We start from the raw sequence: 24869 nt of genomic DNA on the forward strand, positions 1-24869 counted from the left end.
ATTAGAAATGCAAACATCGGCCAAAAACACCCCTAAAAGTTGTCAGTTCCGTCGCCTTCGATCGCGTTAACTAAGACGTACTGGAGGTAAACATGGACCAAATAGTTTCCCAACTACTGGCCGAAGTCGAGCTGATGATGGAGCAGGCGAACAGAGAGTACAACGCCGAGTGGAATCGTAAAAGCAAAGCCCAATTGCTGCTCAAGGAAGACTCAATGAGCCATGCCGAAGCACAGACTGGCGCCTTGTTTGTCCGCATCCGAAAAGCAGGCAAGGCCTGGACGTATGAGTGGCGATCAAATCGTACTGCCTATAAGCGGTTCAATCGCAACTACAGCAAGTACATCAAACCTCGAAACAAGGTGGGCTATACCGTTTCGCAATTGGCGCTGTATGCCGACCAATGGGAGGCCGAATTAATCAAGGGGCACTGGCCGCAGATGAAGCGCCTGCAGCAGCTCAGGAAAGAGCTAATCAAATTCCTCGCCCCACCAAGAGCAGAGGAAATGCCAAGCATGGAAAGTAAGGAGTCCGTTTATGAGCAAGCCTAACCCCAAGCAACGCTTCAAGCCGCGTCAACTGGAAGCGCCGAAGTTCGCAAACCACAATCCAGTGATCCCGTATGAGCTAAAGTATCGCTCGGCGGTAACCCACAAATTCTTTCAGCACAGTTCCATCGCCCTTCAGAACTATGTTGAACGCCTGGCAGCACTATTAAAGATGTCCAGTAGCGATAAGGTGCTGTACCAAAAGCTCACCAATTGGTGCAGTGGATTGATAACTGAACTGGCGGATGAAACCAAGAAGTTGCACACCCAAGTGATCGACCAGATGGGTGACCTTCCCCAGCAAGTGGTCACCTCAGTACCAGACAGCTACCACATCAAATTCAGCATCACCCATCCGTTCTATTGGCAGATCCTGCCGATGCTAGAACAACTCGATGAATGCTGTGCCACCACTGATGCGCTTTTCCTGTTGGGCCGGATGGACGACATTCAGTTAGCCACCGCCAATCGACAGGCCAACTTCATCTTCAGTCTGTCAGTCGAGCGCATTCGCGGCATGACCATGAGTTACCTTGGCCGCAAGGGTGGCACCTACTCAGCAAAAGACTTCATAACCGCCCTCAAAGAGCGCAAGGTTCTGAGTGACGACGCCTACCCTGGCTATGACCCAATTGACAGTAACTTTCAGCCTACCGGACCCAAGAGTCAGGCAGAGTCAGACACCGCGGACACACCACCGCATGCTGAAGCCAGTGCCGAGGCAAAGGAGAAGCATGATGCTGGTCTAACTGGAGAGGGTGATGCTCAAGTCGCTGCTGAAGAAACTGCTTCCAGCAGTTGAGCCTGCACCGGCTGAATCACCCAGAATGGTTGAGCCAGTGATCGCCCAAACCGATGACCTACTCGAAGGCATACCGGTAGTGGATGCCGATGGTGTGCTTGCCGAGTTGACCCACGAGATGGATTACCTCAAGCGGATCGCATCCGTGGGATCCGGCGGCAGCGGTTTTGACTTTGATGCGCTCTACCTGGAGTGCATCAAAAACCTAGTCGCATACGTTCACCTGCTGCCAGCCAGCGAGGGGTTTCATCACGGTTACCGTGGCGGATTGATAAAGCATTCTCTTGATGTAGCAGTGAAGGCTTTAAGGGTTGCACGGCAACAGCATTTACGCCATGAGTTCGCACCTGACCAGGAGCGACACCGGCTTCCCCGTTGGCGTTATGCCGCCTTCTTAGGTGGCCTCGTTCATGACCTCGGGAAAGTCGTATCAGATCTGGACGTCATCGACTACGCCAATCGTGGAAACCAGTGGACGCCTCTCGTTGAAAGCATCTACGAATGGCAGCAGCGAACAGACGTTAATCGCTACCTGTGCAAGTGGCGAGCTAGCCGCGTGCACCATAGCCACGAAAAGCTGAACCAGGCAATGCTCAAGAGTGTTATCCCCGATGCCGGTTTGCGATTCCTGAGCGAGTCACCAGATCCCCTGTTCGTTAACCTGTGCCTGGCGCTCTCCAATTATCGCCGCAGCGACGGCTATCTGCAGAACTCCATCCGTATCGCCGACCACATGAGTACCGGTGACGACATCAGGATCATCTGGGATAAGGAGCTGGGCCCACGCAAGGCCCAGCTGTTCGAACTCATCAGTAAGGCTGTTCAGTCCTGCGCACTAGACTGGTGTAATGACCCGGCCTCAGACATGGTGATCATCGGGTCAGAACTGTACCTTCGCTGGCCATCAGCGTTTGAGAGTATTGTTGACCGATTCGACCAATTCAAAATCGATGCCCCCAAGGACATTGAGATCCTGCGCTCTAGACTGGTCGAGCGAAATCTCGTCTACCTCTACGACAACGTCAATGCTCACTTTTTCCCTAACATTCGGACCAAGGAGGAGGCATTGGAGCTGCTATCTGATGACAGCGCGTTGCGACGCGGCTTCCTGGCGATTAACCGTGTCGAGTGGCCACAGTTTGCGTTAGGTCGATTGCCCATGCCCGACGATCGCAACGGATTGATCAAGCCTGGCATTTCTAAAGACGCCCTGCTTTACACCGATGGCGAGGTGCTCAGCATTTCGGAGTCCGATGTTCAGCTGTACCAGCAGCAGAAAAAGGCCAGCAGTCAACCGACGCCGGCTAACCAATTTGCACCGGTTCAGCAGAGCATTCCCCTGCCGACCCAGGAGAGTGGCCCTTCACCGTCCCAAGCAAGCAGTCCTCCACCACGTAAAGAGAGCCACCCCACTCAATCACAGCCCATGACGCCGGATAGGCTCAAGCTTGGGGCACCGAACCAGGCAGAGCCGCAGGCCTACGCACTAGGTGGCTTTGAATCATGGTTAAAACTCAATGAGGACAGGCTGATTCTGCTGGGCGATGACCAAAGCCATTACATTGACGTGGTTACCAGCAAGTCAATACTCGGAAGCGCTCAGTACCAACAGCTCATCAATGACCTATCAACCGTTGGCGCCCTCGATGTGGATACCGCCGTCATCACCCTAATGGCCTCTGAGTACCAGCAAGGTAAACGCCGCGGCCAAGGCATCAAAATCAAAGCAGCTTGGTACGAGGCAATGGCTGCGATAGGCACCACCGAGAAAGACCAGGCGCACCACCATATGGAGGTCGCTGTTGCACGAGTACTGACCGCCCTAAAACTCGACCGAGAGACAGTGGCCGCCGACAAGCGTCGGAATTTAGATGTCTTTGAGCTCGGCCTGATTTTCATTGATGAGCGTGAGCACGTCTGGGTGAACCCGGACTTGCTGTCACGACAGGAGATCACCTCAGCCATGGAACTGGCGAAATCCAATGACCGAATCCGCAAGGTAACCCGGGAACAGCAGCCCTACCTTGTGTTCGTCGCTTAGCAAGGAGGCAAACCGTGTTTAAGCAGCAGCCACACTACAGTGACAAGCTATTTGAGCCGGCGTTTTCCATAGACAGCGCCATTGTGTCCAGCGTGTGCCTCGCCCTGCTCCATAACAATTTGGATGTAGGGGGCATGACACCAAGCACAGTGGCGGTGAGTATTTTGTGTGCGCTGGCCGGGAAAAGCCTGCTTCAGGGTGTACCGCAGGTTTACCGGCAAAGCGAACTGGTGAGGGCGCCACTGCATAAGGTGACGCGCAAACAGCTTCGCAAATACAACGCCCCTCGTGACCCAGAGAACGTCACCGATGAGGACGACATCTTTCTAGGTGAAGCCTTTGAGTGGAGCACTGAGGTTGCACGCGCAGCGACTCTCATGGTGCAGCGCTGCGCCAAGATTTCCGATTTGCAGACCCCGATTCTCAAGCCACTTTTCTGGTACTGGGAGAGGCTGGGAAGACGCATGGGTGGCGACACCTGGATTAACGGACTGGATAAGTCATCCCGCCTGATGATCAACAACGCCACCAGCTTTGGCCACACCCTCATCACCGGTGCCGTGGGCATGGGTAAAACCACCATGCAACGGATCTTGAGCCTGGGCCGCCTCCACCTTGGCGACACCGTCATCATCGTAGACCCTAAGAACGATGGTGACTGGCGCAGAGAGGTAGAAACTGAGTGCAAGATTCTGGGCAAGCCATTTCACTACTTCGCGCCGGCAGAGGCCAGCAAGTCGGTGCGCATCGACCTACTGGCAAACTGGAACCGCCACACCGAGATTCCAGATCGCATCAGCTCTCTCATGGCTACCGACATTGGAGGCAACCCGTTTGTTGACTTCGCCTACAAGGTCATCAACCAAGTTGTGACAGCGCAGCTGTATTGCGGCATCAAGCCAAACTTGAGGAACATTGGCCGAGCTCTCACCATGGACAAAAACAAGCTGTGCCTGCGCACCATCAGAAAAGTGTTTGAGGAGTGGTATGGCCCGGACTGGAAAGGAGTCCTTGGCGACAAGGTTCATCACAGCGGCAAATATCGCCTGAGCAGCCACATCGATGCTTACTCCGAGCGGGCCACTACCATGGGGATCAGCGACGCAGCTGATGGAATGATTGAAATCTGCACCCACGATGGTACTCACATGGGCAAGATGACCTCTAGCCTGCTTCCCCTGTTCAGCACCCTTAACGCCGGCGCCCTGGGGGATCTGCTGTCACCGGATGACCTCAACAAGCCCGATGACCACCGAGAAATCATCTCGCTGCGTGACCAGCTTGAGACCGGTGGAGCCCTATACCTGGCGCTCGACAGCCTGTCCGACGTTAAGACTGCCGGCTACATCTCCAAGCTCATTTGCAGTGATATGTGTGCCTGCGCCGCTGACAGATTCAACCACGACCTGCAGAACGCCGGGAATGTGTCGCTGTTCGTTGATGAGGTGCACGCGGCACTGGAAGGCAACGAGGCGATCATTAGCCTGGCGGCAATGGGAAGGGCAGCGAAATTCCTGCTGTTCCTGTGCACCCAAAACGTTGCCGACATCGTGTCTAAGTGTGGGGAGGCCACCGCTAAACGGATCCTGGGCCTGACCAACAACTACCTGAGCTTCCGCTCCACAGACCCAGACACCAAGCAGTATTGCTCGGATCAGTTCTCCACCGCATACATCCCCCAATACAGTACCCGGGAAGGGCATAGCTCAGGAGAGGGGGGCAGCTTGTTGGACTTCGGCGATGACTACGCGGAAACCAAGTCGATGAACAAGGATGTTGCCCTGGAGCCGGGCCTGGTCGGCAGGTTACCCAAATTTGAGTTCTTCGGACGACTGGCTGACGGCCGGTTGCTCAAAGGCAAAATCCCTATCGTTGTAGGAGCATGAGCATGAGCGATGACAAGAGCAATTCACAGTTGACCATGTGGGGTGCCTTTATCCTTCTGTTTGTTCTGGTGCTCGGCTTTACCCTGCTGGGTCAGCCAACTTCTAGTGTGCAGCAGTCACTGACAACTGAGCAGCAACAACTGGCGGCACATTTTTCCGAGAAGAACGCTGAGCAGATACTGTCACGCTCTGAGGCTTGGTACCTAAAGGCGGTGCATGACAGCGGCCTGAGAGATTGGCTATTGCTCAAGCTTGTGCCAAACAGAGAGATAAAGCGGGAGTCGCTTCGCAGTGAAAGAGGCCGCATGCTGCTTGAGCGAGTTGCCAACAACACTCAGCTGGCCATCTACCAGCTCATCTTGAGGCTGAATGGCTTTCTGCAGTGGTGGGTCACCCTGATCCCCTTCGTGGTAGCGCTACTGTTTCACGGCTCATGCCTCCGGCAAATGTCCCAGTGGCGCTACGGGGGGATCCGGCGAAAGCGGGCCGCCATAGCCAGGAAAACCATGGGGCTCACCACAGTAATCATCTGCTTGTACTTCATCATGCCATCACTGCAGATCGATGTGAGCTGGCTACCCGCCATGAGCGTGATCCTGATATCTGCCCTCGCAGCCCTATTTGTATCCCTGTACCAGAAGAACGCCTGAGAAAGCAGTCAAGGAGAGACCAATGCTTCGTAACCCATTTAAACGCAAGGCAACAACCGGTCAGCCGCTTGAGGAGACCGCCATCGAGACCTCCCAGGAGCTTCTCCGGATTGTTCGCCGCAACTTCTTTCTAAAGAACGCCCTGATTGTCACTGCGCTGGCGGGCGCAGGGTGGTCCATGATGAATCCAGAACACCTGGATACAGACGACGATCACATTGCGGTGATACAGGTCAACGGCATCATCGGCAGCGGCAACAAAACAGGCAGCGCACAACACCTAATTGGGGCCCTGAAGGAAGCGGTAGCCACTGACAGCGCTAAAGGCATCCTGATCATGGCCGACTCGCCTGGGGGATCACCGGTGGAAGCTGAGTCCGTGCATCACTGGATTCAAGATTATCGTCACGCACCCACCTGCACTGAAGGGCAAATGACCGAAGGAAAGCCCAATGCAGGCGAGAACTGCTACGCCACCAAGAAGGCCATTGAGGTGAGCATTGGGAATGTCTGTGCCAGCGCCTGCTACTACATTGCCTCGGCAGCTGACCGCATAGCCGCCTCAAACTCAAGCCTGGTCGGCAGCATCGGGGTCAAGTTTGAGAGCTGGGATTTCACTAAAGCGATGGATACCGTGGGCGTGGGACGCCGAACACTGGCAGCAGGGCACTTCAAGACCCTGTTCGACCCCTACCTGCCGATGGATAAGCAGGGTTTCGAGGTGATGCGTTCACAGGTATTGATGCCGCTCTATGCCCAATTCACTGAAACGGTGACAGAGGCACGGCTTGGCAAGTTGCCAGAGGACACCACCGACCTGTTCTCCGGCCGCGTCTTTGTGGCGGCTGAAGCGCGGAAGTACGGGCTCATCGATGACATCGACTATGGAGTCAGCGTCCTGGAGGGCATGAGCCAACGATACGACGTAGAGCACCACGTTGAATATAACCGAGTTCGCTCCAGCTTCTCATCCCTATTCTTCGGGGCCGTGGAGCACTTTGGCCATGCCATCGGAGAAGGTATTGCTGCTAGCATTCAGTCAGATCCTTACCAGATCCGGTGAGCCCCCTCCCCAACCTCAATGGGCGCCGCGGCGCCCATATTTTTTGGGAAAACAGAATTTTTGCAAACAACGGCCAACTTTGGGGGTAGTAGCTGCGATTTCAGCCGGCTTACATAGCGTAGAGTTGAGATGCATTCAAATGAAAGGAGCAATGCATCATGTTTATGGATCAAACAGCACCCAACGACAAGGTCAACTATTTCCCCCTCGTGCTGATGGCAATCGCCGCCCTCATCATGACCGGCCTGGCTCATGCTGGCGTGGCAACCACTGGCTGGGATTCCTTCTGGGACGAGCTTCAAGATTACGCCACCACCGCCCCGGGCAAGATTATCGCCATGCTGACCTTCTTGGCCTCAGGCTACTTCGGGATCGTTAAGCGAGACTGGGGGGCCGCCCTGGGCGCCTTCGTCTTCTGTATCGTTCTGGCTAACGCCAAGACTGTTATCGAGGACTTCCTGAACGCTGGTATACCGGTGCTGAGCTAAGCCAAGGATTAAGCGGCGGCGCGGTCGCCGCTTACTTCATCCAGGAGACGTCGAATGAAAGCCTACCGCACCAAGCTCAAGATAAACGACCCGCTTATCGCGCTGTTTGTGTTTACCGAAGACCAGATTATCCCTGTCGGCATCGCCATCGGTATTGGCCTGCTGACCGAAACCAGCCTTCAGCTGTTGATGGTGGCGCTGATCTACATCTACATCACCGAGAAGATCAAGAAGCGCTACCCACCTGGCTTTATTCGTCAACGCCTGTGGTCACTTGGGCTCCTGCCTGAGCAGCCACGACCCAGCAAACCCGATCCTTTCGTTTCCCGCTTCTACGGATAGCCATCAGACCGAAGTGAATTTCAAGGAGTGAATGAATGCCAATCCAAAACCTCCTCAAAGGGCTGCAATCCAGTGAGCCCAGCACGCAATCTCGACGCTCAGAGGCCCTGGAGCGCAACTGGACCCAAGCCTCAAAGCTGACCCCGGTCCTAATCATGACTATCGCTGTATTGGCGGTAATCAATGCCATGGTGGTCTACGACAAACTCACCCAAGAACCATGGACCCAGGTAATCCCGCAGAACTTCGACGGGATCATTGAGATCAAGGAGGGCGAAGCCAACCAGATCTACAACACCAGTTTCGCCCTGTCCTTCACCCAACTGGTGGCCAACATCAGCCCAAGGTCGGTAGACAAGATCATTGAGTCGCTGGAGCCTAGTCTGTCACCGGCGCTACAAGCAACCCTCCCCGCTGAGCTGGAGAAGCAGGCAACCATCATCAAGGCCCGCAAAGTTCAGCAGGTATTTCTGCTCGACAACATCTACTACGACGAAATCACCGAGACCGTGTACGTGTTCGGTAACAAGCTGTCGTTCGTGAAGGGCGAGCCCGCCGGTAAAGCGTTGTGGACGTACGAGTGGCGCATCAAGCCCAACTCTGGGCGCCCCCGCATCATGCATTACGACAGCTATGCCGGTAAGCCCGGGCGCGAGGTTCAGAGGGGGCGCAAAGACCGAGGCGAACAGCAAGATCAGCCTATCGCCATCGACGACCCATTTCTGGACGTTGAGACCGAAGTGGCCATAGCGGAAAAAGGAGAGTAGCGATGAAGCACACCATAACCGGAGTGGCGCTGGCCCTAATCGGCGCCTTAAGCCAGGCCAACCCATTGCCCGTTGAGATCATCAACCCCGGCAAGCTGGAAAATGACGCGGCTCTGATCGAGCAAGTCCAGGGCACCATGGCGCAGAAGTACAGACAACAAACCGGGCCCACTCCACCGCCCATCACAGTACCGCCCACCACCGAGATGGAAAAGCTCCTCAACCGTGCCGATCCAACCCGCCTGGCCAACGAGCAAACCTTTATGCCGGCGCAGCCAACCATGAACAGCTTCAGCCAGATGCTGGATAAGGCCTATCGGCCGAAGCACGACCTTCCAATGAAGCCTGGAGACAACATGGTGATTCCGGTTGCTGGCGGTCTAATGAACCGCATCCAGACCAACTACCAGGTAGTCGCGGTGCGCACCCACGATGAAAGCAGCATTATCGAAGTGGAGGATGGCATTATCTACATCACCATCAACTCGACGCAGCCGGTTGGCCTACTCATGTACGAAGAGGGCGTGCCTGAGTCTGCCATCAACCTGACCCTCGTACCCCAGCAGCTCAAGCCACCTGTGCTGATCAATGCTCATATAGACATCAGCGACGACATGGTAGCCAAGGGTGCCCAGTTCCAGGCCGAGCTTGAGAAGCAGCGCCTTATCGACCGGGCGGCCCAAAGTGAGCGCAGCAACCCCTTCAGCAACGAGTACACGAATTTCATCAAGTCAGCGATGCGAGGGACAGGTCTTGGCAACATCCCTGCCGGCTTCAGTCTGAGTGAGGATGTCAGCGGCGCCCTGGCAAAGCCGTGTGCTATCACCATCCACCAGGAGGTCGGTCAGCGACTGGTGGGCACCCGCTCCACCATCGATGTGGTGCTGGTTCGCAATGACAGCCTGACCCCGTACACAGTCCGTGAGGAGATGTGCATCACCCGAGACGTTCAGGCGGTAAGCATCCTGAACCACGCGCTGTTGCAGCCAGGAGAGATGACCGAGGTCTACATCCTGCGGCACAACCAAAGCGAGATGGCGCCCAAGCACAAGGTCCGGCCCCGCCTGACCGACATAGCAGGAGGCTGAGATGGACATTAAATCACTCTGGATGAACCGCAAGATTCGCATCAGCGTGTTGGCCGTGGCCACAATGGCTGTGGGCTACTGGGTCATGAGCAGCATGTTCTTTGCCGAGGCAGATGGCCTGACGGCCGCTGAGCGCCGTGAACAGCGCCTGAGGCAGGAGGAAGCCCGAAAGAACCAGCGCAAGGGAGGTGGGCTGCTTGATACCTCCATCGTAAACCAGCTGGACCAGCAGGCGTTTGAGGCAGTCGTCAACAGCGCCTCTGACCAGTTGCAGGTCCAGCAGGACGCCATCATCCGCGAGAAGCGGGAGCTGCAGGACCTACTGGAGCAGCAGCAAGGCATGATCGACAAGCAATCCACCGAGATGGCTGAGCTGCGCCGCCAGGTGAATCTGCTGGCCCAGGGCAACCGGCGTCAGAGCGACGTGCAGCGTCTCCCCGATGGCACCGTGCAGATGGCCAATACCGACGGCCAGTTCATCCGTGGTGGGGGGCGCATGGTCGCCCCGGGGGTAATAGAGCAGACCCCAACTCAGATTGTGACTCCGGCACCGGCAATCCAAGGCAAGGTGATCCGCACCATCACCCAGCGCAGCGTGCGGGACGTTCGCCGCTCCGGCCAAGTGGTTGAGCAGGCCACCGAGCACAGCGTTATCAGCGCCGGTAACACCGACACCACCAGCTTTGATGCCAACGGCAAAGAGATTGTGAAGGAGAAACCCTCAGAAGCGCCAGAACTCAAGTCCACCAACTACTACCTGCCATCGGGCAGCTTCTTCAAGGCGGTGCTGTTGTCAGGGATCGACGCCCCGACCGCCATGGCCGCCAGAGAGGCTCCGGTCCCCGTGGTGCTGCGGATCAAGGGTGAGACCATCCTGCCCAACCGTCACTCGATGGATCTTCGTGAATGCCATGGCATTGCCTCCAGCGTGGGCAATCTGGGTACCACCCGGGCCGAGACCCGCCTGGAACGCATCAGCTGCGTCGTCAACGGCAAGGCCCTGGACATCCCCATCACCGCTTACGCCGTCTCCGAGGGGGATGGCAAGCCCGGCATCGAGGGCACCCTGGTCCAAAAGAACGGCAACATCCTGGCACGGGTGATGGCCGCGGAGTTTCTGGCCGGGTTTAGCCAAGCCGCCGCCCCACAGCGGATTGGCTCGTTCAACACCAGTCCCGATGAGGATGCCGTTTGGCAGTCCATCGACCTTGGCCAGTATGGCGCCGCCGGCGTCATGCAGGGGGCCGCCGGCGCACTCAACAAGCTGTCTGACTACTACATGGAGCTGGCCAACGCCGCTCATCCGGTTATCTCCGTGTCGGCGGGACGAGAAGTGTCCTTTGTGACCCTGAACGGCACCAACATCAACCTCAACTTTGTCCAGTAGGAGCAGCACATGAAAGTCGTCATTCTGATCTTGGCCTGTGCCATCGCCATGCTGACTGGCCTCATCATCAAGCAGAGCATCACCCTCGCCGAGCTGAATTCACTGGTGCTCAGTGCCCACGACAGGCTCGATGAGGTGAAACCGATGACTGCCCGCACCATCAGCCCGCGCCAGTTCACCCTGCAGGTGATGGAGCGGGTCCAGGGAGAGGAGCAGATGCTGGAGTACGTGGACTACCTGTCCCAGTACGCCAAGCGGGAAAACCTATTGCTGCTGGATAAACGCTCCAGCTTACTCAACAGCGATCACCTGACCTTCCGACTGCCGACGCTCATCGAGCTGCAGGCGTACGCCAAACAGCACCAGCTTAAGCGCCAGGTGACCGCGGCACAGATCGACACCCAGTTTATCGACCAAGCCCACGCCGTTGTGGGTCAGTAAGGAGTGAATGTCATGCGTAAAGGACTACTGAATTCAATTGTGGCTGCGGCACTCGCCATCCCAGCTGTGGCCGGTGCCGTGCAACTGCCTGAGCTGCCGGAGGAGAAGACCCGGGACAGCCTGAAACAGCACATCGCCAATCAGGGCAAAGTGGTGGGAATGGCCACCATCCAAAGTGGCGACATTCACGTGGTGGAGACCGATGACGGCTCCCACTACTACATCACCGGCAACCGTCGCTACCTGATTGAGGGCCGCATTGTGGACCTGTGGCGCAAAATAGAGATCACCTCCCTCGACCAGGCCCGCACCAGTTCCCGTGTGCTGCCCAAGCACTTTGGCATCACCGATGACAGCCTGCCGCTGCTCAAAGTGGGCAACCCCAGCCTTCCCCGCATGGGCTACGTGTTCGTTGACCCCAACTGCGGCTACTGCAAGCAGCTGATGCAGTTCATGGAGGACAACAAGGACAAGTACCACTTCGACCTGGTGCTGACCCCCATCATGGGTGAGCGCTCCGCGCTGCGAGCCCAGCAGCTGTGGTGCGCCAAAGACCGGAATAAAGCGACCCGCGACCTGATCTTCCAGTCCAACTCCGACAATCCAGCGAAAAGCGACTGCGATGCCCGCCCCCTGGCCCAGGCCGAGGTGCTGCGCCAGATGGTCGGCGTTCGCGGGGTGCCCTTCCTGCTGCGAGAGGATGGCCTGACCCTGGGTGGCCTGCCCAAGGGCAAGGACAACGGCATTGGCACTGGTCTGGATGAGTGGTTGGCCCGCCTGTAAGTCGGTGGCCAACGGCAAATGGAATTGCGTGAAGGAGTCACATGATGGTTAGCAAGCACCTGAAGTTAATTGGATTAGGCGTGATGGTGGCACTGCAAACTGGTTGCTCGGCCCTGAGCCTGGGTGAAGACGAGTTTGCCTGTAGCGGCGATGCCGACAAAGGCGTGTGTATGGGTCTGCACGAGGTGTATGAGCAAACCCACAACCACGACAACCTCAACCACCTAATGAAGAGCCGTGAGCAGCTCAAGCAGGAGGAGAGTGATCGCATCGACGCGGAGGCGAACGGACAGGGGCAGGCCGCCACCGCCCCCCGGTACCACGGTCCACACGGCAAAGGCCGAAAAGCCCGCGCAGCGACGGCCCCCTCCCCGGCTGTTGCTGTCGATGCGCAAGCATCGGCGCCAGGTGTAGTTGCCGGCCCAACACAATCTGGGATCTATGAGCCTCGCAACCACGCCCGCCAGTACCCCAATGCCTACCAGCAGGCCAGGCTGGTGGAGGGGGAGCAGCGGATGGGGATGCCAAGCGGTGAGCTGGGCCAGCTGCAGCAGTTCAGCCATGTTCCCAACAACATCGCCCCGGAGCCGTTGGCGGTACTGGAGCCAGCCCAAACCATGCGCATCCTGATCAACGCCTACACCGACCAAGGCGGCGATCTTCACATGCCCGGCTACGTCTACGTGGAGCTGAAGCCGCGGCGCTGGTCTGTGGGTACCCACGCCACCAACGCTCCGGCTCGGATTGTGCCGCTGCAAATCATCCAGCAGTCCAACACCCAGCTCAAAGAGTCCAAGCGCCGGAGCCAGGGCGTGACTGGATTGGGCGTGATGCAGCCACAACTAAATAAGAACGGGGGGTGAGCATGGGCCTGTTTCAGTCACCACAGCCGGTCATCAGTCGACCTTTCGAGGACTGCTTCTCCCTGCTCACTGAGCTGGATGGCCACCCTGGCGTATTCATCTGTGACGGCGGCTATCTCACCTCGCTGTACCTGTGCCAGCCGCTCAGCGGCAGCAACGATGCGCTCAAGTCCACCATGCAGACGCTGCTGCAGCACAAATACCCCGATGACACGGTGATCAGCTTCTTCAACACCATGCTGCCCAACTACGACTGGCTGCTCGATGGCAGCCAGGTCTTGCGTGGTGGGCGCATGGCCCCCGGTGACTCACAGGTCGCCGATGAAATGGCGATGGCCTACGACCAGCACTTTCGAGACAACCGCTACAGCACCTTGTCTGAGCTGCCCAAGGCGATGCGGGATAAGGGCAAAAGGACCCCCTTTGTTCGAGCGCGAGACATTAACGTGTTGGTCTGCATCAAGACCCCCATTCAGAAGCTGTTCCCCAACGTCGCGGAGCTGGAAGGCTTTAATGAGGCCTCGGAGAACGTGTTTGCCGGGCTCAGCAACGCCTTTATGCACCCGCGTAAGGTCAATGACCGGGAGGTGTTGGATCGGTTGCAGTCGATTTTGGTGCGAAACGCCGATGCCGGCTGGCGTGGCGCCGGCCCCCAGCTGCATGATGGCCCACTCAACAAGCAGATCTTGCCCCACGGCAACGGCTTCGAACATGTCGGTAACGGGGTGATCAAGCTGAGCAATGGCCATGAGGAGGACAGCGGCTATGCCACCGTCATGACCCCGACCCGCTGGCCGGATCACCTCGCCTTCGGCGGGATGATCAACTTCATGGGCGACTGGCGCCAGGGCCAGGATGACACCATGCACGCCGTCGACAGCATGATGGTCACCCACATCCACCTGCCGAATCAGATCAAAGCCAAAGCCAGCTTCAACAGCCGTAAAAAGCGTCAGGGCCTGACCGCCAAGGGCAAGGTGCTGGAGTGGATCACCAGCCTGAAGTACCAGCACCAAGACTATGCCGAGATACACGAAGAGATTGAGCAGGAGGGGGCGGCGCTGTGCAACGTCACCATGCAGTTCGTGGTGTTTGGCGATGACAGAGCGCAGCTTCGCCGTACCACGCGTAAGCTTCGCACCGCCTTTAAGACCACCACCGGCTTTGAGTTTGCCGAGGAGACCGATCTGTGCGTGCCCATGATGCTGAGCGCCCTGCCCACCAACGTGGAGGAGGAGGTGCTGCGAAGCTGCGACCGGGCACTGCTGATGACCAGCACCTGTGCGGCTCACCTTACCCCCCTGTACGGCAGCTGGAAAGGCAACTCCATCACCGGCCCCATCAACATGATGAGTCGCCTTGGCCAGCTGATGAACCTGGACCTGTTTGTTACCAGCGGTGGATTCAATGGCGTGGTCTGCGCGGCCACCGGCCGGGGTAAGTCGTTCCTGATTAACTACCTGGTGGACACCTATCTTGGTTCCGGCGTGGTACCGCACGGGCTGGACAAAGCGGTGGGCAATGGTCACCAGGGCCCCCAGGACGGCGCCCAGGTGTTCATCGTTGATGCCGGTGACTCCTACGCCAATATGTGCGACCAGTACCAGGACTCGCAGTACCTGAAGTTTTCGGGAAACATGCCCTTTAGCCTGGATCCGTTCGCCACCATCACCAACTGGCGCGACGAGATGCTCAACGGCGATGATGTGCCCGGGCAAAGCCCCATGGTGGTCTCCCTGTTTGAGTCCATGCTCTGTGCCACCGGAGAGCTCAACAACCACGAACGCTCGGCGCTGCTCAATCACCTGACGATGCTGTGGGATGACAAGGGCCAGGACACCAGCATTGATGATGTAGAGCAGTCACTGGCAAAAGACCCGGATGCCGTCATCCGCAAGCTGGCCGTTCAGCTCAAGCCGTGGGCTACCGGCGGCGTGTACGAGGCCTACTTCACCAAAGACAAGCCAACGGTCAACTTCACCAGCCGGCTGGTGGTGCTGGAACTGGGTAACCTCAAGACCAACCCGCACATGCAAAGAGTGGTGCTGATGGCACTGGTCAACGCCGCCCAGCACGCCATGTTCCAGCAGAACAACCGCCGCAGCCTGTTCATTGCCGATGAGTGCTGGGAGTTCCTCAAGGAGAACCAGAACGACAGCGGCAAGGGCCTGTCTGAGTTCCTGGAGACCGCGTACCGACGCTTCCGTAAGACCCGGGCTTCAGGCCTCATCTGTACCCAGAGCCTGTTCGATCTGTACAACTCCTCCGTGGGGATGGCGCTGATCAACAACTCCGATTGGCGGTTCATCATGGGTCAGAAGGAGGACGCGGTTGAGGCGCTCAAGGCCAGCGGCAAGTACCCAGCCTCCGATCAGGAGTATGAACTGATGAAATCGGTGCACACCGACAAGGGCGCCTACTCCGAAGTGATGATCGAGTACGAAGGCAGCCGCCAGATCTGCAAGTTTGTGGTGCCGCGCTATCGTCAGATCATCTACTCCACCGATCCCGATGACCGTACCGCAGTGAACGACTACATCAGTCAAGGCATGAGCCCCGTTGAGGCCTGTCGGGCCGTGGCCAGGGACGAGATGGCCGCCTAAGCCCAGCATTCAAGGAGAGAGCGATGATCGGAATTGTTCGATATTTCAACCAAAAGCAGGGCTACGCCTTCATTCGGCCGCTCGTAATCGACGGCAATAATTGGGCGCTGGCGGACTTCGACGTGTTCTTCGGGGTGAACACCCTGGATAAGACCAACTTCGTCTCACTGGTACAAGGCGAGTTGGTGAGCTTCACCCTGAACCAGAGTAAAAAGGGTCATTTCGCTGAGAATGTGACGCTTGGACGGGAAATCGCCTTGCTATGCCCACCCTGCAGCAGTAGTAAGGGGGCCTCATGAGTCAGCCTCCGGTATCCGCGAGCAAACTGGCGCGCTATGCAGCGGATCCGCATCGGTTCGCCAATGAGGTGGACAGCGCCGACCGGCAACGGGCCAAAGCGTTCGGCAACCAGCAGCACGACAGCCTGATGAAACTGCCGCTCACCAAGGTTGCAATGCTGGCCATGACCATCATCTGCGTGATCACCGCGGCTACCGTGATGGCCCAAGGGGGTGGAGGATGATTTTCCTATGGGGGCTTGCCCTGTTCAGCGTGATCTTAGTGCTGATCTTGATGCAACTGGCCAAGAACAAGCAGCTCCGTGACAAGTGCGGTCTGAGTTTCGGCTGGATCCTGCTATACACCGACCTGGAGAGTGACAAGCTCCCCAAGAGCATCAGTCGAGACGGGGTCCGGGGCCGACCGGATGCCATCTTCTTCAACCCGTTTCGCTGGCGGCTTCTGGTGGTGGAGTACAAATCACGAAGCCACCGTGGCAACCCTGGCATCAAGGCGTATGAGTTCTACCAGGTGCAGCTCTATATCGGCATGATGCGGCGCTGGTATAAGCCGCCCATCCAGGGCCTTCTGCAGTACCGTGATGGCAGGGAGGTGGTTCACTTTAATCCCGAGGTATACGCCAATCTGGTTGGGCCCCTGCGTGACGAGCTGCTCCATTACGAGCGAGTTGGTGTTATCCCCAATCCCAACCCTCTGCACCGACGGCTGCGACGCTGATCTCTCGGCCCTAGTCGCCAGACAAAGTGGGAAGCAGAATGCACGACCATATCTTAGCTATTGCAATCAGTGTTTTAGATGAATAGTTTTTAATCAATCTATAAGTATAACTTAGACATCATGGCCGCTAAGACTTTTGCATATCGACTGGTTGAGATCCACGGGCTAAACAACAACACCGTGCGAGCGGAGCTGATGTACGAGCTCGTCACGCTTGGTCATGCGCCAACCATCGAGATGCTGCGCCACACCCAGGCGGCCGACTGCCAAAGCCTCAAGCCACATGCTGTTCGTGCCCAGGTACACTGGGATCGATCGCGGCTGATTGCCGGGGTCGGCAACAATCACCGCTTCCCTGCCACGCAGGCGCCTCACAACGCGCCGCTGATGAACCGCTTGCACGACCTGCAGCCGATGCTGGTGGATCTGCTCAATAGCGCCTTGCAGTACAACCTCAGAGAAGACGACATCGTCGCCCTCGACGTGGCCCATCACAGTGCCATGCTGCTGTTCTACCGGTGTCTGCGGCTCAGACTCAAGCCCCGCTCCGGTGACGCTGTGACCGTCAAACTGTACCTGGAGCCTCACCAGGACAAGATCAGCCCCCACACCCACCTTATCGACGCACCCAGGGAGAGGAAGCAGCTCAAGTCCACCGAGCGCCGTCTTTGCGAACTGGCGGTACCTAAGATCATGGGGGCCGATAACGGTGCCGGTGGCTGCTACCTCTACGACCAGGTCACCGGTGAGCTCAGCACCCTCAGCCACACCTTGCCGTGCCGGCGCAGCATGCAGCTCAAAGAGCTGGCCGCCATGGAGTCCCTGACGCCCTGCGTGGCATCCAGCCTGTGGTCGCAGCGGCACCCGAATGAGATCAACCACATCATGCAAGTGATGCTACTACCGATATTCAGCCGGGTGACCCAGCAACAAAACGAGATCATCAATCGCTGTGTCGACGACATGGAGATCAGCATCGCCCCGGCCGTCCTTGAGGCCAGCGACGGCATGGAGTTCCGCCTGCCGGGCAACACCGAAGAAAAGGTGCTGCTGTCACTGCTATACCTCTCCTCTCAGGACGGCGGTGGGCACCTGAGCCCGGCCAGTGAGCAACAGCCTAAGCTGGGGGTGTCGTTCACCGCCGCCGAGGTACTCAAGACCATCAAGTCACTGTTCGGCGTCACCCTAAGTTTGGCCCAAGTCAAGCTGGCGCTGGAAACCCTCTCCAAATCGACGCTGGAGCTGCGCCCCCATGGCCAGAAGCTAGGCAAGAGGGACACCTACCTCAACGGCTTCATCTTCGATGAACGCAGCAAAGACGATCGGGAGCTCCGCTACCAAGCCTACTTCCACATCGCCATTTAGGAGCGGATCAAGAACGGCCAGTACCAGATCCTGCCCCAGCCCATGCCCCACAGGCTCAAGTGGATCTCTCGGCGCCTGCTGACCTACATGCACGAGAACTGGCGTAATGCCGCCAAGGGCGCCAGTAAAACGGTAAGCGGCAGACTGCTATGCTACCTGTACGGCACCGCGCCGCAGTCCAGGGCCAAACTGCGCACCGCGTGCCTGAAGACACTTGAGCAACTGACTGAGATTAACTTCATGTCGGGCTATGAAACCCGGGTTGCTAAGGTGAAAGACGGCACCCTGTAATCCGTCCAAAAGGCACACCTTACTGCAAGTTGAATGTAAAAGATTCATACTCATGATGTAACGGAAAACGACTCCTTCCACCACAACATGGTCACTCGACTTCTTCAGAAAAAATGATGGCTTTTAGCCATGATCAACGAGACTTGCATCTAGCGTCACGAATATTCATCACTAACGTTGAAATTATTACTCCGTTGTTATCGAACCGCTGGGTTTCTTAAGTCCGAAACGAACACCCTTCGCATACCGCTAGGCTCTCTATATTTGTTTAGAAAAACTCAAACTCCATCAACAAAATGAAGGGCAATACGTTATGAGCAATATTTAACTGTAGGAAATTTCAGCTATTGTTAGTTTTGGTTTGGCAGATAAAAGCACGATGTTTGTGTTCAAATTGGTAGCTCACCTGAGGCTGTCCAGTGTTGACCACAAGAACTTCACCATTTCGCTCAAAGCAAGCTAACCATTGCAGTCGAGTTCAAGCAAGGCCACATCATTCACGCAATTCAGCCAAGGATGACCCAAGCGATGCGCAAGATGCTCTGAAGCTGTTGATTCGCTATTCGGAAATAGTGGACCTCTGAAACTCGAACGAGAACAAGCTCGCTCAAACGCATAGTCGAATCGCCACATAAATACTTGCAAGATCGACGCCGATTAGCTAATCGACTGATCTGTTGTCTGAAGCACTACTATCCCCGGCTGTTGGATCTATTCGCCCACCGGGATGACGATCTGTTCTGTGAGTTCATACTTCGCTGGCCATCGCTTCAAAGCCTGAAATCAGCGCATAAACGTTCTGCCCGGATCATCTTCAATCGGAGAGGTGGTCCAACAGAAGACCGCATACAAGCGCTTTACGAGGCCAAATAGCTCACAGATGATTGGTCCGTGCTCATGCTCCATCAACTTAAAGCAATGGCCTTGGCAGGACAAATCCTACACCTATCAACAGCCACCCGAATCTACGACAAGGAAATTAAGTCGCTGTTTAAGACCATGCCCGATTCAGAGGTGTTCGACGCATCGCCCGATGAAGAATAATGCTTAGCCCCATGGTAGCTCATCGCGTTTGGTGAAAAATGAGAACAATTTCAGTCTGCAGACTAGGTTTGGCAACAAGTAGTGATTGCACCAGCAACCCAACCCAGTGGCAAGAAATGCTGGTATATTTCCGTTGGCAGTGCACTCAATTGTTCGCCAACCCTTTGTTGAATGAGCAGAGAAATCGGTAACCGACTAAACTCTGCCTTATGCCAGCTACCAACGGCTAAGAGCCTCAGGCAAACCACTACAAGGAGCTAGCAGGAGCCTGGCGTTCAAGTATCTACGTATCCTTTACCGATGCTTAAAATCAAGAATAGTCTATGACGAAAGCCACTATGTTCGACAACTCCAGCTATCAAGCCCCTTCCAATTGATTAAAGCTGAATTGACGAATGCCTAGGAAGATGAAGCGGTTGGTTATTTCCACTAAAGCGGGCCAATTCCAACTGGTGTTTACGGTATTTATTCGCCAAGAAACCATTAATTTCTCGCCAACTTTTATTTCCTCACCTCTTATTTCCACGATGCTTAAACAAATTAAATCTTCAGTTAAATGTCACATTTGAGTGTAATTATTGGATAGTAAAAACAAAAAGTCAATTGTGGTGATCACAAATTTATAAAGTATAAATGAACAATATTGAAATCACTTGTTACCACTCAGACTTAAAAATAGGTCACCTTGATTAAATAAAAAGAACACCACACGTCACAAGGCTACGCAATTTCAAGCCCCCTTTAATTAATTCACTATGAGATATCATAGTTTTGTTGTGTTTTTGAGCCTGATCAACGATTTCTTTAAAAAAGTAAAATAAAATCACACAATGAACAATGTGCTGACTGTATAATGACAACTAACTATCTGCAAATAAAAGACAACATTTCAACCAATATTAACCCCAATAGGCTCGAACGATTAGAGTCAATATTTGAGTCACTAACAGAAAGTTACGACTTTATTGGTGGAATATACATAGTGGGATTAAGCAATAATATTTGCCTATCTAATTCATCATTAAGAACAAATCCATCTGGAAGAACAGATAAAAAGCGACACAATTTTTTATTTTCCAATGTGAAAATGAAGAAATTAAGAAATGAATTCGCAAACAAGGCCATCAAATACGAACCAAATATGAAGGGCGTTCAAAATAATGATTATCTAATCTTCCGATATGAAGGCCGTGATGAGGGGACATTGCAATGCCGCAAGGTATTGGATAAATATGGTGTTAGAAGTCGCTTCTTTTATAGGTATCATGATGAAGAGAACCCTGAGTTTACTGTCTGCTTTCTTCTTATGAGTAACAAACATCCTGACATGTTAACTTCTTTCTGTAACAGTGTAAGAGCGGAACTACTGGAAGAGCTTGAGTGTTTTCACAATCTAGTTTTTAGCAGCAGAAAAGTGGCTGAATTAAACCCTTTAACAGGTATGGGATTAATAAACAACAAAGGTCACGAAGTAATAAAATTAATTGCCGAAGGTCATTCTCGAGCCAGTATAGCAAAGATATTATTTATCACAGAACGTGGCGTAGATTATCACATTACTAAACTAAAAATATTCTTCGATGCTAAAAACAATGCAGAGTTAATTGCAAAATCATTTAAATATAGAATTATTTCATAGTGGTTTATAATTCATTATTTATGAACACACACCCAAAATCTTGTCACTATAGATGTATAAAACACACATGTCAATAGCCATTTGAAGCTGTAAAAGTTTATATATAAGCCCCTAAAAGGGGCTTTTCTTTAGCTCAATAATGCAACAATTGCTAATTAACCGAGTGGCATGTCATACAAGAATACGGATCTGGGAAATCTTTCGACATACTCCAGTCAGAGTTGGTGCCACTTAAGACTCCCTCACCAGGATACGATGCCGCATTTCCTGATTTATCACGACTCATTGTATGTGTACCAGACTCATGGTTAAAGTACGGATCATTGGATGTCTCACCTTTTGCATTAGTATGTAATTTATCAAGAATGCTAGGTACACTCCGCTTCTCAAATGCATCACCATGGAAATCTGGAGTATTCGACCGAGAATGGCACCAGAAACAACGCGAATTCGCGCCATGCCCACTTGGTGCACCATTACCACCGTGACATGTTGCACAAAAATACGATTGCGGCTCATCAAAGCCATCAACACTATTTACAGGCAATGGGGCACCGTTCTTGTGACCACTAGCTGAATCGTGACAGAGCATACAATTTGCTTTCCCCCAACCATAATGGGTTTCTGTTAGTAAGGTTGAAGAATCAGGATTACTTTCTTTGCCGAGTGTCTCTAGACGTGCAGTGTCACCGTTACCAAAATCGTACTCCTTACTACCTTGGTCTCCATTATACTCTTCCATACCCCATTGTGGATAATGGGAGCCCCAAACAACTTGTGCAAACTGCTTTGGATTATTCATCACATAAACATCAGTCATCAAGTGTAATACATTTGCTCCAAAACCAAATTGATAGTCCTGCAAACAATCACTTCTTGAATAAGCGCTATCGGTTGATGATGCACCAGATTTATCCCAATTACACTTAGGCAAGGACTTTAGAGAGTTACCATAATCACTGAAAATCTCTTTCTCTCCGATCATCATCATCCATCCTTTACCTACTGATGATGTTTCACCCGCAACATGATTAACTGAATATGAATTTACTGAAGCACCTGTATCCAATACAGGCCAATAGCTTAATTTTATATCGTATCCTTCATCAATGGCCGACATAAACAAATCAATACCGGTTATAACTCCGGATTTGAATACATCACTCCGTAGGTTGTGAGCAGTAACTTCTAGGTTTTTTATATAGGTATATGATTGACCGTCACTGGGTGTCACATCTAAACTTTCAAGAATATACTTCCCTCCATTCGCATCCAGTCGATTAACTTCTTTTTCCCATAGATAATGGAGTCGAGAAGTGAAAACATCATGGAAAGGTTGAAAGCGAATGGACATATCATTTTGAGCCCACATTTCATCCATGCGCAAATAGGATGCTTCTCCATTGGGCTCTCCAATCGCGCGCATAAAATCACCGCCACTTGTTTTAAAACGAAAGTGCCAATTTGGTGACGAGAAGTATTCTCCATCATCGCTATCAAAGGCACCATCACCATTAACATCTTGTGACAAAACAAATTCAGTTGTTTTATATTTTGATTCTGAATAGGGAATTACTGACTCAAACTTGAGCCCATCATCGTTATAAACCATATATCTGAGTAGATCAAAGATGCTATACTGACCTTCAACGAACACATCTGGTCGAGCGCTGTATTGCCCGAGTCCATCCGGGTTATTTGCAAGAAACTCAACGACATCATCAGAATTAACAACCTTGTAATCCAAGTCTGGATTTATAATTCCATCAGCTTCTGCATCCCAGACTGTAATTTGACCATCACCATCCTTATCAAAAGAATCAATAATATTGCCAAACTCATCATGCGCGACATCTCGAGACCAAACTTTAATTTCATCATTATAACGGCCAATAGCAACGCTCTGTTTACGTACTGACAATGGTTGATGGTCTACATCAACCATTAAATATTTGTTAAATGGATTATCCGGCTTTTGATTTGGTTGTTCAGAAGCAGAACTATTTTCATCGCCACAAGCCGAAAGAAAAAGTGTTAAAACAACAGCTCCAGTTAATGCATTATACTTCACTATTTATGATCTCCGATTATTATATGACAGTTAACGCAGTTAGCCAAAACCACATGGCTGCACTACTAAAACTGTTCTATTAGTCCTTTGGGATTATTTATGATTAGAACCTAAAATACAGGTGTGATAAATCATAAAAACAGCGTAGCAACTCGATTATTTTGAACAAGATCACGTTAATGACATAATGGTACAAGGTCGGACATATATAAATTGTTCTTAATCATAATCTTATGACGATTGGAAATATAAGATTCATCGCACATTACCGAGAAAATAGGCGCGTATCTTCAGGAAGATATAGTCTTTGTCCCGGTTTCCATAAGCCAGGCGATTAATGACCTTCATTTCGTTATTCAAGCTCTCAAGCTTGAAGGTATGTTGACGAGGCCATGACCCCATTGAGATCTAGTTTAAGCCTCTTGGCGAAGCGGAAGAGTGGCTCTATGCCGCCCTCTTTAAACCGCTGCCACTATAGTTGCCTCTGGTTCAGAGCAACATCGAGACTGTTGGCATACCATATTTCCTTCAGCTATTCCCGCAGGTACACAACCATCAGTGGCAAGTTATCGGCCAGCAGATCCTCCAGATAGATATGTTGCTTGTCGGTCATATTATCCCTGTTCAATAGCAACGCCCAGCGGCCTCCCTATACGCTTTTCTAGGCGGTTTGTCCGGATTATACTCGTTGGCTTAGTCCACCCGCATACGATCCTACAATCCAGGACTTACTTGGCCACAACATGTAACAGGTCATATACCACCTCGGCGTTGGGGTAGTGCCCCCCAAGTCGAAGGCGGTATTCATGTCCATAGCCACCGCTTCGATGTGCTGGCAATGCTTGCGTAACTTCGGGAAGTATAGTCTGATTGCTCTCCAGTTATGGCCTCCACCAACCCACAGTACCTGATGGGTATCAGTATTAGTGATGATTGTATAATAGCAATTGCCCTTAAAAAAACTGCGTTTTAGTTAGCTGTTGAAGGCGTATACTTAAAGTACCTCTCCGCTTTGGGAGTTCAGGTATGAAACAGCAGCAATTCACACAGTTGCTCCATCATATTGAGGAGCTGTTGTAAACATCCCGCTTTTAGTGGCACTCATAATTAGAGCTTTCCGGTGTGGTTGATTTGGCCAGATACTCCCACGGAGTCAGATCTTCCAGTGAGTCATGTGGCCGCTCTTCGTTGTACTCCCAGATCCAGTTGTCCGTCAATTCGCGCACTTCATTCAAGGTCTTGAACACGTACATGTTGAGGATTTCATCCCGATAGGTGCGGTTGAACCGTTCAACGTAAGAGTTCTGCGTTGGTTTACCAGGCTTGATGAAGTCCAACTGAATACCGTGGTCTTCGGCCCACTCGGCCAGCGCGGCGGAGATGAACTCCGGGCCGTTGTCCATCCTCATCCTGGATGGGTAGCCCCGCCAAGCGACTATGCGCTCCAGTACCCGGATGACCCGCTGGGCCGGCAGATTCAGATCCACCTCAATGGCCAGGGCCTCGCGATTGAAATCATCAACCACATTGAAGGTCCGGAAGCGTCTGCCGCAAAACAGGGCATCGCTGACAAAGTCCATCGACCAACATTGGTTGGCCGCGGCTGGAACGCACAGTGGCTCTGGATTGCGAGTGGGCAGCCGTTTTTTGCCACGGCGTCGTTTGTTGAGCTTTAGCTCGCAGTAGAGCC

The 24869-nt window shown here is 53.5% G+C and carries 23 protein-coding genes and 1 pseudogene; 21 read left to right on the forward strand and 3 right to left on the reverse strand.

From position 1 onward, the window contains the following. Positions 1–92: 92 nt before the first annotated feature. The 21 genes from mobI (at position 93) to H598_RS0111150 (ending at position 21108) form a co-directional block, all read left to right on the forward strand. Positions 93–551, forward strand: a complete 459-nt coding sequence (gene mobI / locus H598_RS0111045) for a conjugative transfer protein MobI(A/C) (protein WP_028113075.1) — start codon at positions 93–95, stop codon at positions 549–551. Next, entirely contained in the window at positions 538–1350 is an 813-nt protein-coding gene (locus H598_RS0111050; RefSeq protein ID WP_028113076.1) for a hypothetical protein, read from the forward strand. Before mobI ends, H598_RS0111050 begins: the two co-directional genes overlap by 14 nt. Next, positions 1310–3391, forward strand: a complete 2082-nt coding sequence (mobH, locus tag H598_RS0111055) for a MobH family relaxase (protein ID WP_028113077.1) — start codon at positions 1310–1312, stop codon at positions 3389–3391. The genes H598_RS0111050 and mobH overlap by 41 nt, the downstream gene beginning before the upstream one ends. 14 nt (positions 3392–3405) lie before the next feature. Beyond that, positions 3406–5277 (forward strand): conjugative transfer system coupling protein TraD, encoded by a 1872-nt coding sequence (traD, locus tag H598_RS0111060; RefSeq protein WP_028113078.1) that lies wholly within the window; start codon positions 3406–3408, stop codon positions 5275–5277. Positions 5278–5279: 2 nt separating this feature from the next. Further along, a complete protein-coding gene (locus H598_RS0111065) occupies positions 5280–5927 on the forward strand; it encodes an IncC plasmid conjugative DNA transfer DtrJ family protein (RefSeq protein WP_028113079.1) in 648 nt (215 codons plus the stop codon). A gap of 22 nt (positions 5928–5949) precedes the next feature. Beyond that, a complete protein-coding gene (locus tag H598_RS0111070) occupies positions 5950–6990 on the forward strand; it encodes a S49 family peptidase (protein ID WP_028113080.1) in 1041 nt (346 codons plus the stop codon). 158 nt (positions 6991–7148) lie between these two features. Then, entirely contained in the window at positions 7149–7478 is a 330-nt protein-coding gene (locus H598_RS25560; RefSeq protein WP_051252669.1) for a TrbC/VirB2 family protein, read from the forward strand. 54 nt (positions 7479–7532) lie between these two features. Beyond that, positions 7533–7820 (forward strand): type IV conjugative transfer system protein TraL, encoded by a 288-nt coding sequence (locus H598_RS0111080; protein ID WP_028113081.1) that lies wholly within the window; start codon positions 7533–7535, stop codon positions 7818–7820. Positions 7821–7855: 35 nt separating this feature from the next. Further along, positions 7856–8587 (forward strand): TraE/TraK family type IV conjugative transfer system protein, encoded by a 732-nt coding sequence (locus tag H598_RS0111085; protein ID WP_028113082.1) that lies wholly within the window; start codon positions 7856–7858, stop codon positions 8585–8587. 2 nt (positions 8588–8589) lie between these two features. After that, a complete protein-coding gene (locus H598_RS0111090) occupies positions 8590–9675 on the forward strand; it encodes a TraK domain-containing protein (protein ID WP_028113083.1) in 1086 nt (361 codons plus the stop codon). Position 9676: 1 nt separating this feature from the next. Further along, complete coding sequence (locus tag H598_RS25565; protein WP_051252670.1) at positions 9677–11062, forward strand: TraB/TrbI/VirB10 family type IV secretion system protein; 1386 nt, start codon at positions 9677–9679, stop codon at positions 11060–11062. 9 nt (positions 11063–11071) lie between these two features. Next, positions 11072–11503, forward strand: coding sequence for a hypothetical protein (locus H598_RS0111100; protein ID WP_028113084.1), 432 nt, complete (start codon positions 11072–11074; stop codon positions 11501–11503). A gap of 12 nt (positions 11504–11515) precedes the next feature. Further along, complete coding sequence (locus tag H598_RS0111105) at positions 11516–12286, forward strand: DsbC family protein (protein ID WP_028113085.1); 771 nt, start codon at positions 11516–11518, stop codon at positions 12284–12286. A 41-nt stretch (positions 12287–12327) separates the two neighbouring features. Continuing rightward, a complete protein-coding gene (locus H598_RS25570; RefSeq protein WP_028113086.1) occupies positions 12328–13149 on the forward strand; it encodes a TraV family lipoprotein in 822 nt (273 codons plus the stop codon). A 2-nt stretch (positions 13150–13151) separates the two neighbouring features. Beyond that, positions 13152–15752 (forward strand): TraC family protein, encoded by a 2601-nt coding sequence (locus H598_RS0111115; RefSeq protein ID WP_035415819.1) that lies wholly within the window; start codon positions 13152–13154, stop codon positions 15750–15752. 23 nt (positions 15753–15775) lie between these two features. Beyond that, positions 15776–16051 (forward strand): cold-shock protein, encoded by a 276-nt coding sequence (locus tag H598_RS24075; protein ID WP_035415820.1) that lies wholly within the window; start codon positions 15776–15778, stop codon positions 16049–16051. Further along, entirely contained in the window at positions 16048–16275 is a 228-nt protein-coding gene (locus H598_RS0111125; protein ID WP_028113088.1) for a hypothetical protein, read from the forward strand. The genes H598_RS24075 and H598_RS0111125 overlap by 4 nt, the downstream gene beginning before the upstream one ends. Further along, entirely contained in the window at positions 16272–16769 is a 498-nt protein-coding gene (locus H598_RS0111130) for a hypothetical protein (protein ID WP_028113089.1), read from the forward strand. The genes H598_RS0111125 and H598_RS0111130 overlap by 4 nt, the downstream gene beginning before the upstream one ends. 195 nt (positions 16770–16964) lie before the next feature. Beyond that, positions 16965–18134: a hypothetical protein gene (locus tag H598_RS0111135; RefSeq protein WP_156897008.1), complete on the forward strand. Its 1170-nt coding sequence runs from the start codon at positions 16965–16967 to the stop codon at positions 18132–18134. 42 nt (positions 18135–18176) lie between these two features. Then, positions 18177–18425 (forward strand): hypothetical protein, encoded by a 249-nt coding sequence (locus H598_RS0111140; protein WP_028113091.1) that lies wholly within the window; start codon positions 18177–18179, stop codon positions 18423–18425. A gap of 1897 nt (positions 18426–20322) precedes the next feature. After that, entirely contained in the window at positions 20323–21108 is a 786-nt protein-coding gene (locus tag H598_RS0111150) for a helix-turn-helix transcriptional regulator (protein WP_084144429.1), read from the forward strand. A 151-nt stretch (positions 21109–21259) separates the two neighbouring features. Here H598_RS0111150 and H598_RS26505 read toward each other — a convergent pair whose 3' ends face one another. The 3 genes and pseudogenes from H598_RS26505 to H598_RS24080 all read right to left on the reverse strand — a co-directional run. Continuing rightward, the gene (locus H598_RS26505) at positions 21260–23179 is read right to left on the reverse strand and encodes a hypothetical protein (protein WP_156897009.1); all 1920 of its coding nucleotides are present in this window, start codon (positions 23177–23179) and stop codon (positions 21260–21262) included. Positions 23180–23858: 679 nt separating this feature from the next. Then, positions 23859–24128: pseudogene (locus tag H598_RS27180) on the reverse strand (transposase); the annotation flags it as partial. A gap of 142 nt (positions 24129–24270) precedes the next feature. Further along, positions 24271–24869, reverse strand: a 599-nt coding sequence (locus H598_RS24080) for an IS3 family transposase (protein ID WP_035415827.1), incomplete at its 5' end; no start/stop codon positions are given.

Origin of the sequence: Ferrimonas kyonanensis DSM 18153 (genome assembly GCF_000425405.1) — a bacterium.
GTDB classification, from domain to species: domain Bacteria; phylum Pseudomonadota; class Gammaproteobacteria; order Enterobacterales; family Shewanellaceae; genus Ferrimonas; species Ferrimonas kyonanensis.

What these genes read in the sequence shown, in the direction of transcription:
- H598_RS0111100 (WP_028113084.1), top strand. Translation starts at nt 11,072, where the DNA reads ATGAAAGTCGTCATTCTGATCTTGGCCTGTGCCATCGCCATGCTGACT.
- H598_RS0111140 (WP_028113091.1), top strand. Translation starts at nt 18,177, where the DNA reads ATGCCCCACAGGCTCAAGTGGATCTCTCGGCGCCTGCTGACCTACATG.
- H598_RS0111065 (WP_028113079.1), top strand. Translation starts at nt 5,280, where the DNA reads ATGAGCGATGACAAGAGCAATTCACAGTTGACCATGTGGGGTGCCTTT.
- H598_RS0111125 (WP_028113088.1), top strand. Translation starts at nt 16,048, where the DNA reads ATGAGTCAGCCTCCGGTATCCGCGAGCAAACTGGCGCGCTATGCAGCG.
- H598_RS25560 (WP_051252669.1), top strand. Translation starts at nt 7,149, where the DNA reads ATGTTTATGGATCAAACAGCACCCAACGACAAGGTCAACTATTTCCCC.
- H598_RS0111085 (WP_028113082.1), top strand. Translation starts at nt 7,856, where the DNA reads ATGCCAATCCAAAACCTCCTCAAAGGGCTGCAATCCAGTGAGCCCAGC.
- mobH (WP_028113077.1), top strand. Translation starts at nt 1,310, where the DNA reads ATGCTCAAGTCGCTGCTGAAGAAACTGCTTCCAGCAGTTGAGCCTGCA.
- H598_RS25570 (WP_028113086.1), top strand. Translation starts at nt 12,328, where the DNA reads ATGATGGTTAGCAAGCACCTGAAGTTAATTGGATTAGGCGTGATGGTG.
- H598_RS0111105 (WP_028113085.1), top strand. Translation starts at nt 11,516, where the DNA reads ATGCGTAAAGGACTACTGAATTCAATTGTGGCTGCGGCACTCGCCATC.
- H598_RS0111150 (WP_084144429.1), top strand. Translation starts at nt 20,323, where the DNA reads ATGACAACTAACTATCTGCAAATAAAAGACAACATTTCAACCAATATT.
- H598_RS0111050 (WP_028113076.1), top strand. Translation starts at nt 538, where the DNA reads ATGAGCAAGCCTAACCCCAAGCAACGCTTCAAGCCGCGTCAACTGGAA.
- H598_RS24075 (WP_035415820.1), top strand. Translation starts at nt 15,776, where the DNA reads ATGATCGGAATTGTTCGATATTTCAACCAAAAGCAGGGCTACGCCTTC.
- H598_RS25565 (WP_051252670.1), top strand. Translation starts at nt 9,677, where the DNA reads ATGGACATTAAATCACTCTGGATGAACCGCAAGATTCGCATCAGCGTG.
- H598_RS0111130 (WP_028113089.1), top strand. Translation starts at nt 16,272, where the DNA reads ATGATTTTCCTATGGGGGCTTGCCCTGTTCAGCGTGATCTTAGTGCTG.
- H598_RS0111090 (WP_028113083.1), top strand. Translation starts at nt 8,590, where the DNA reads ATGAAGCACACCATAACCGGAGTGGCGCTGGCCCTAATCGGCGCCTTA.
- H598_RS0111115 (WP_035415819.1), top strand. Translation starts at nt 13,152, where the DNA reads ATGGGCCTGTTTCAGTCACCACAGCCGGTCATCAGTCGACCTTTCGAG.
- mobI (WP_028113075.1), top strand. Translation starts at nt 93, where the DNA reads ATGGACCAAATAGTTTCCCAACTACTGGCCGAAGTCGAGCTGATGATG.
- H598_RS0111080 (WP_028113081.1), top strand. Translation starts at nt 7,533, where the DNA reads ATGAAAGCCTACCGCACCAAGCTCAAGATAAACGACCCGCTTATCGCG.
- H598_RS0111135 (WP_156897008.1), top strand. Translation starts at nt 16,965, where the DNA reads ATGTACGAGCTCGTCACGCTTGGTCATGCGCCAACCATCGAGATGCTG.
- H598_RS0111070 (WP_028113080.1), top strand. Translation starts at nt 5,950, where the DNA reads ATGCTTCGTAACCCATTTAAACGCAAGGCAACAACCGGTCAGCCGCTT.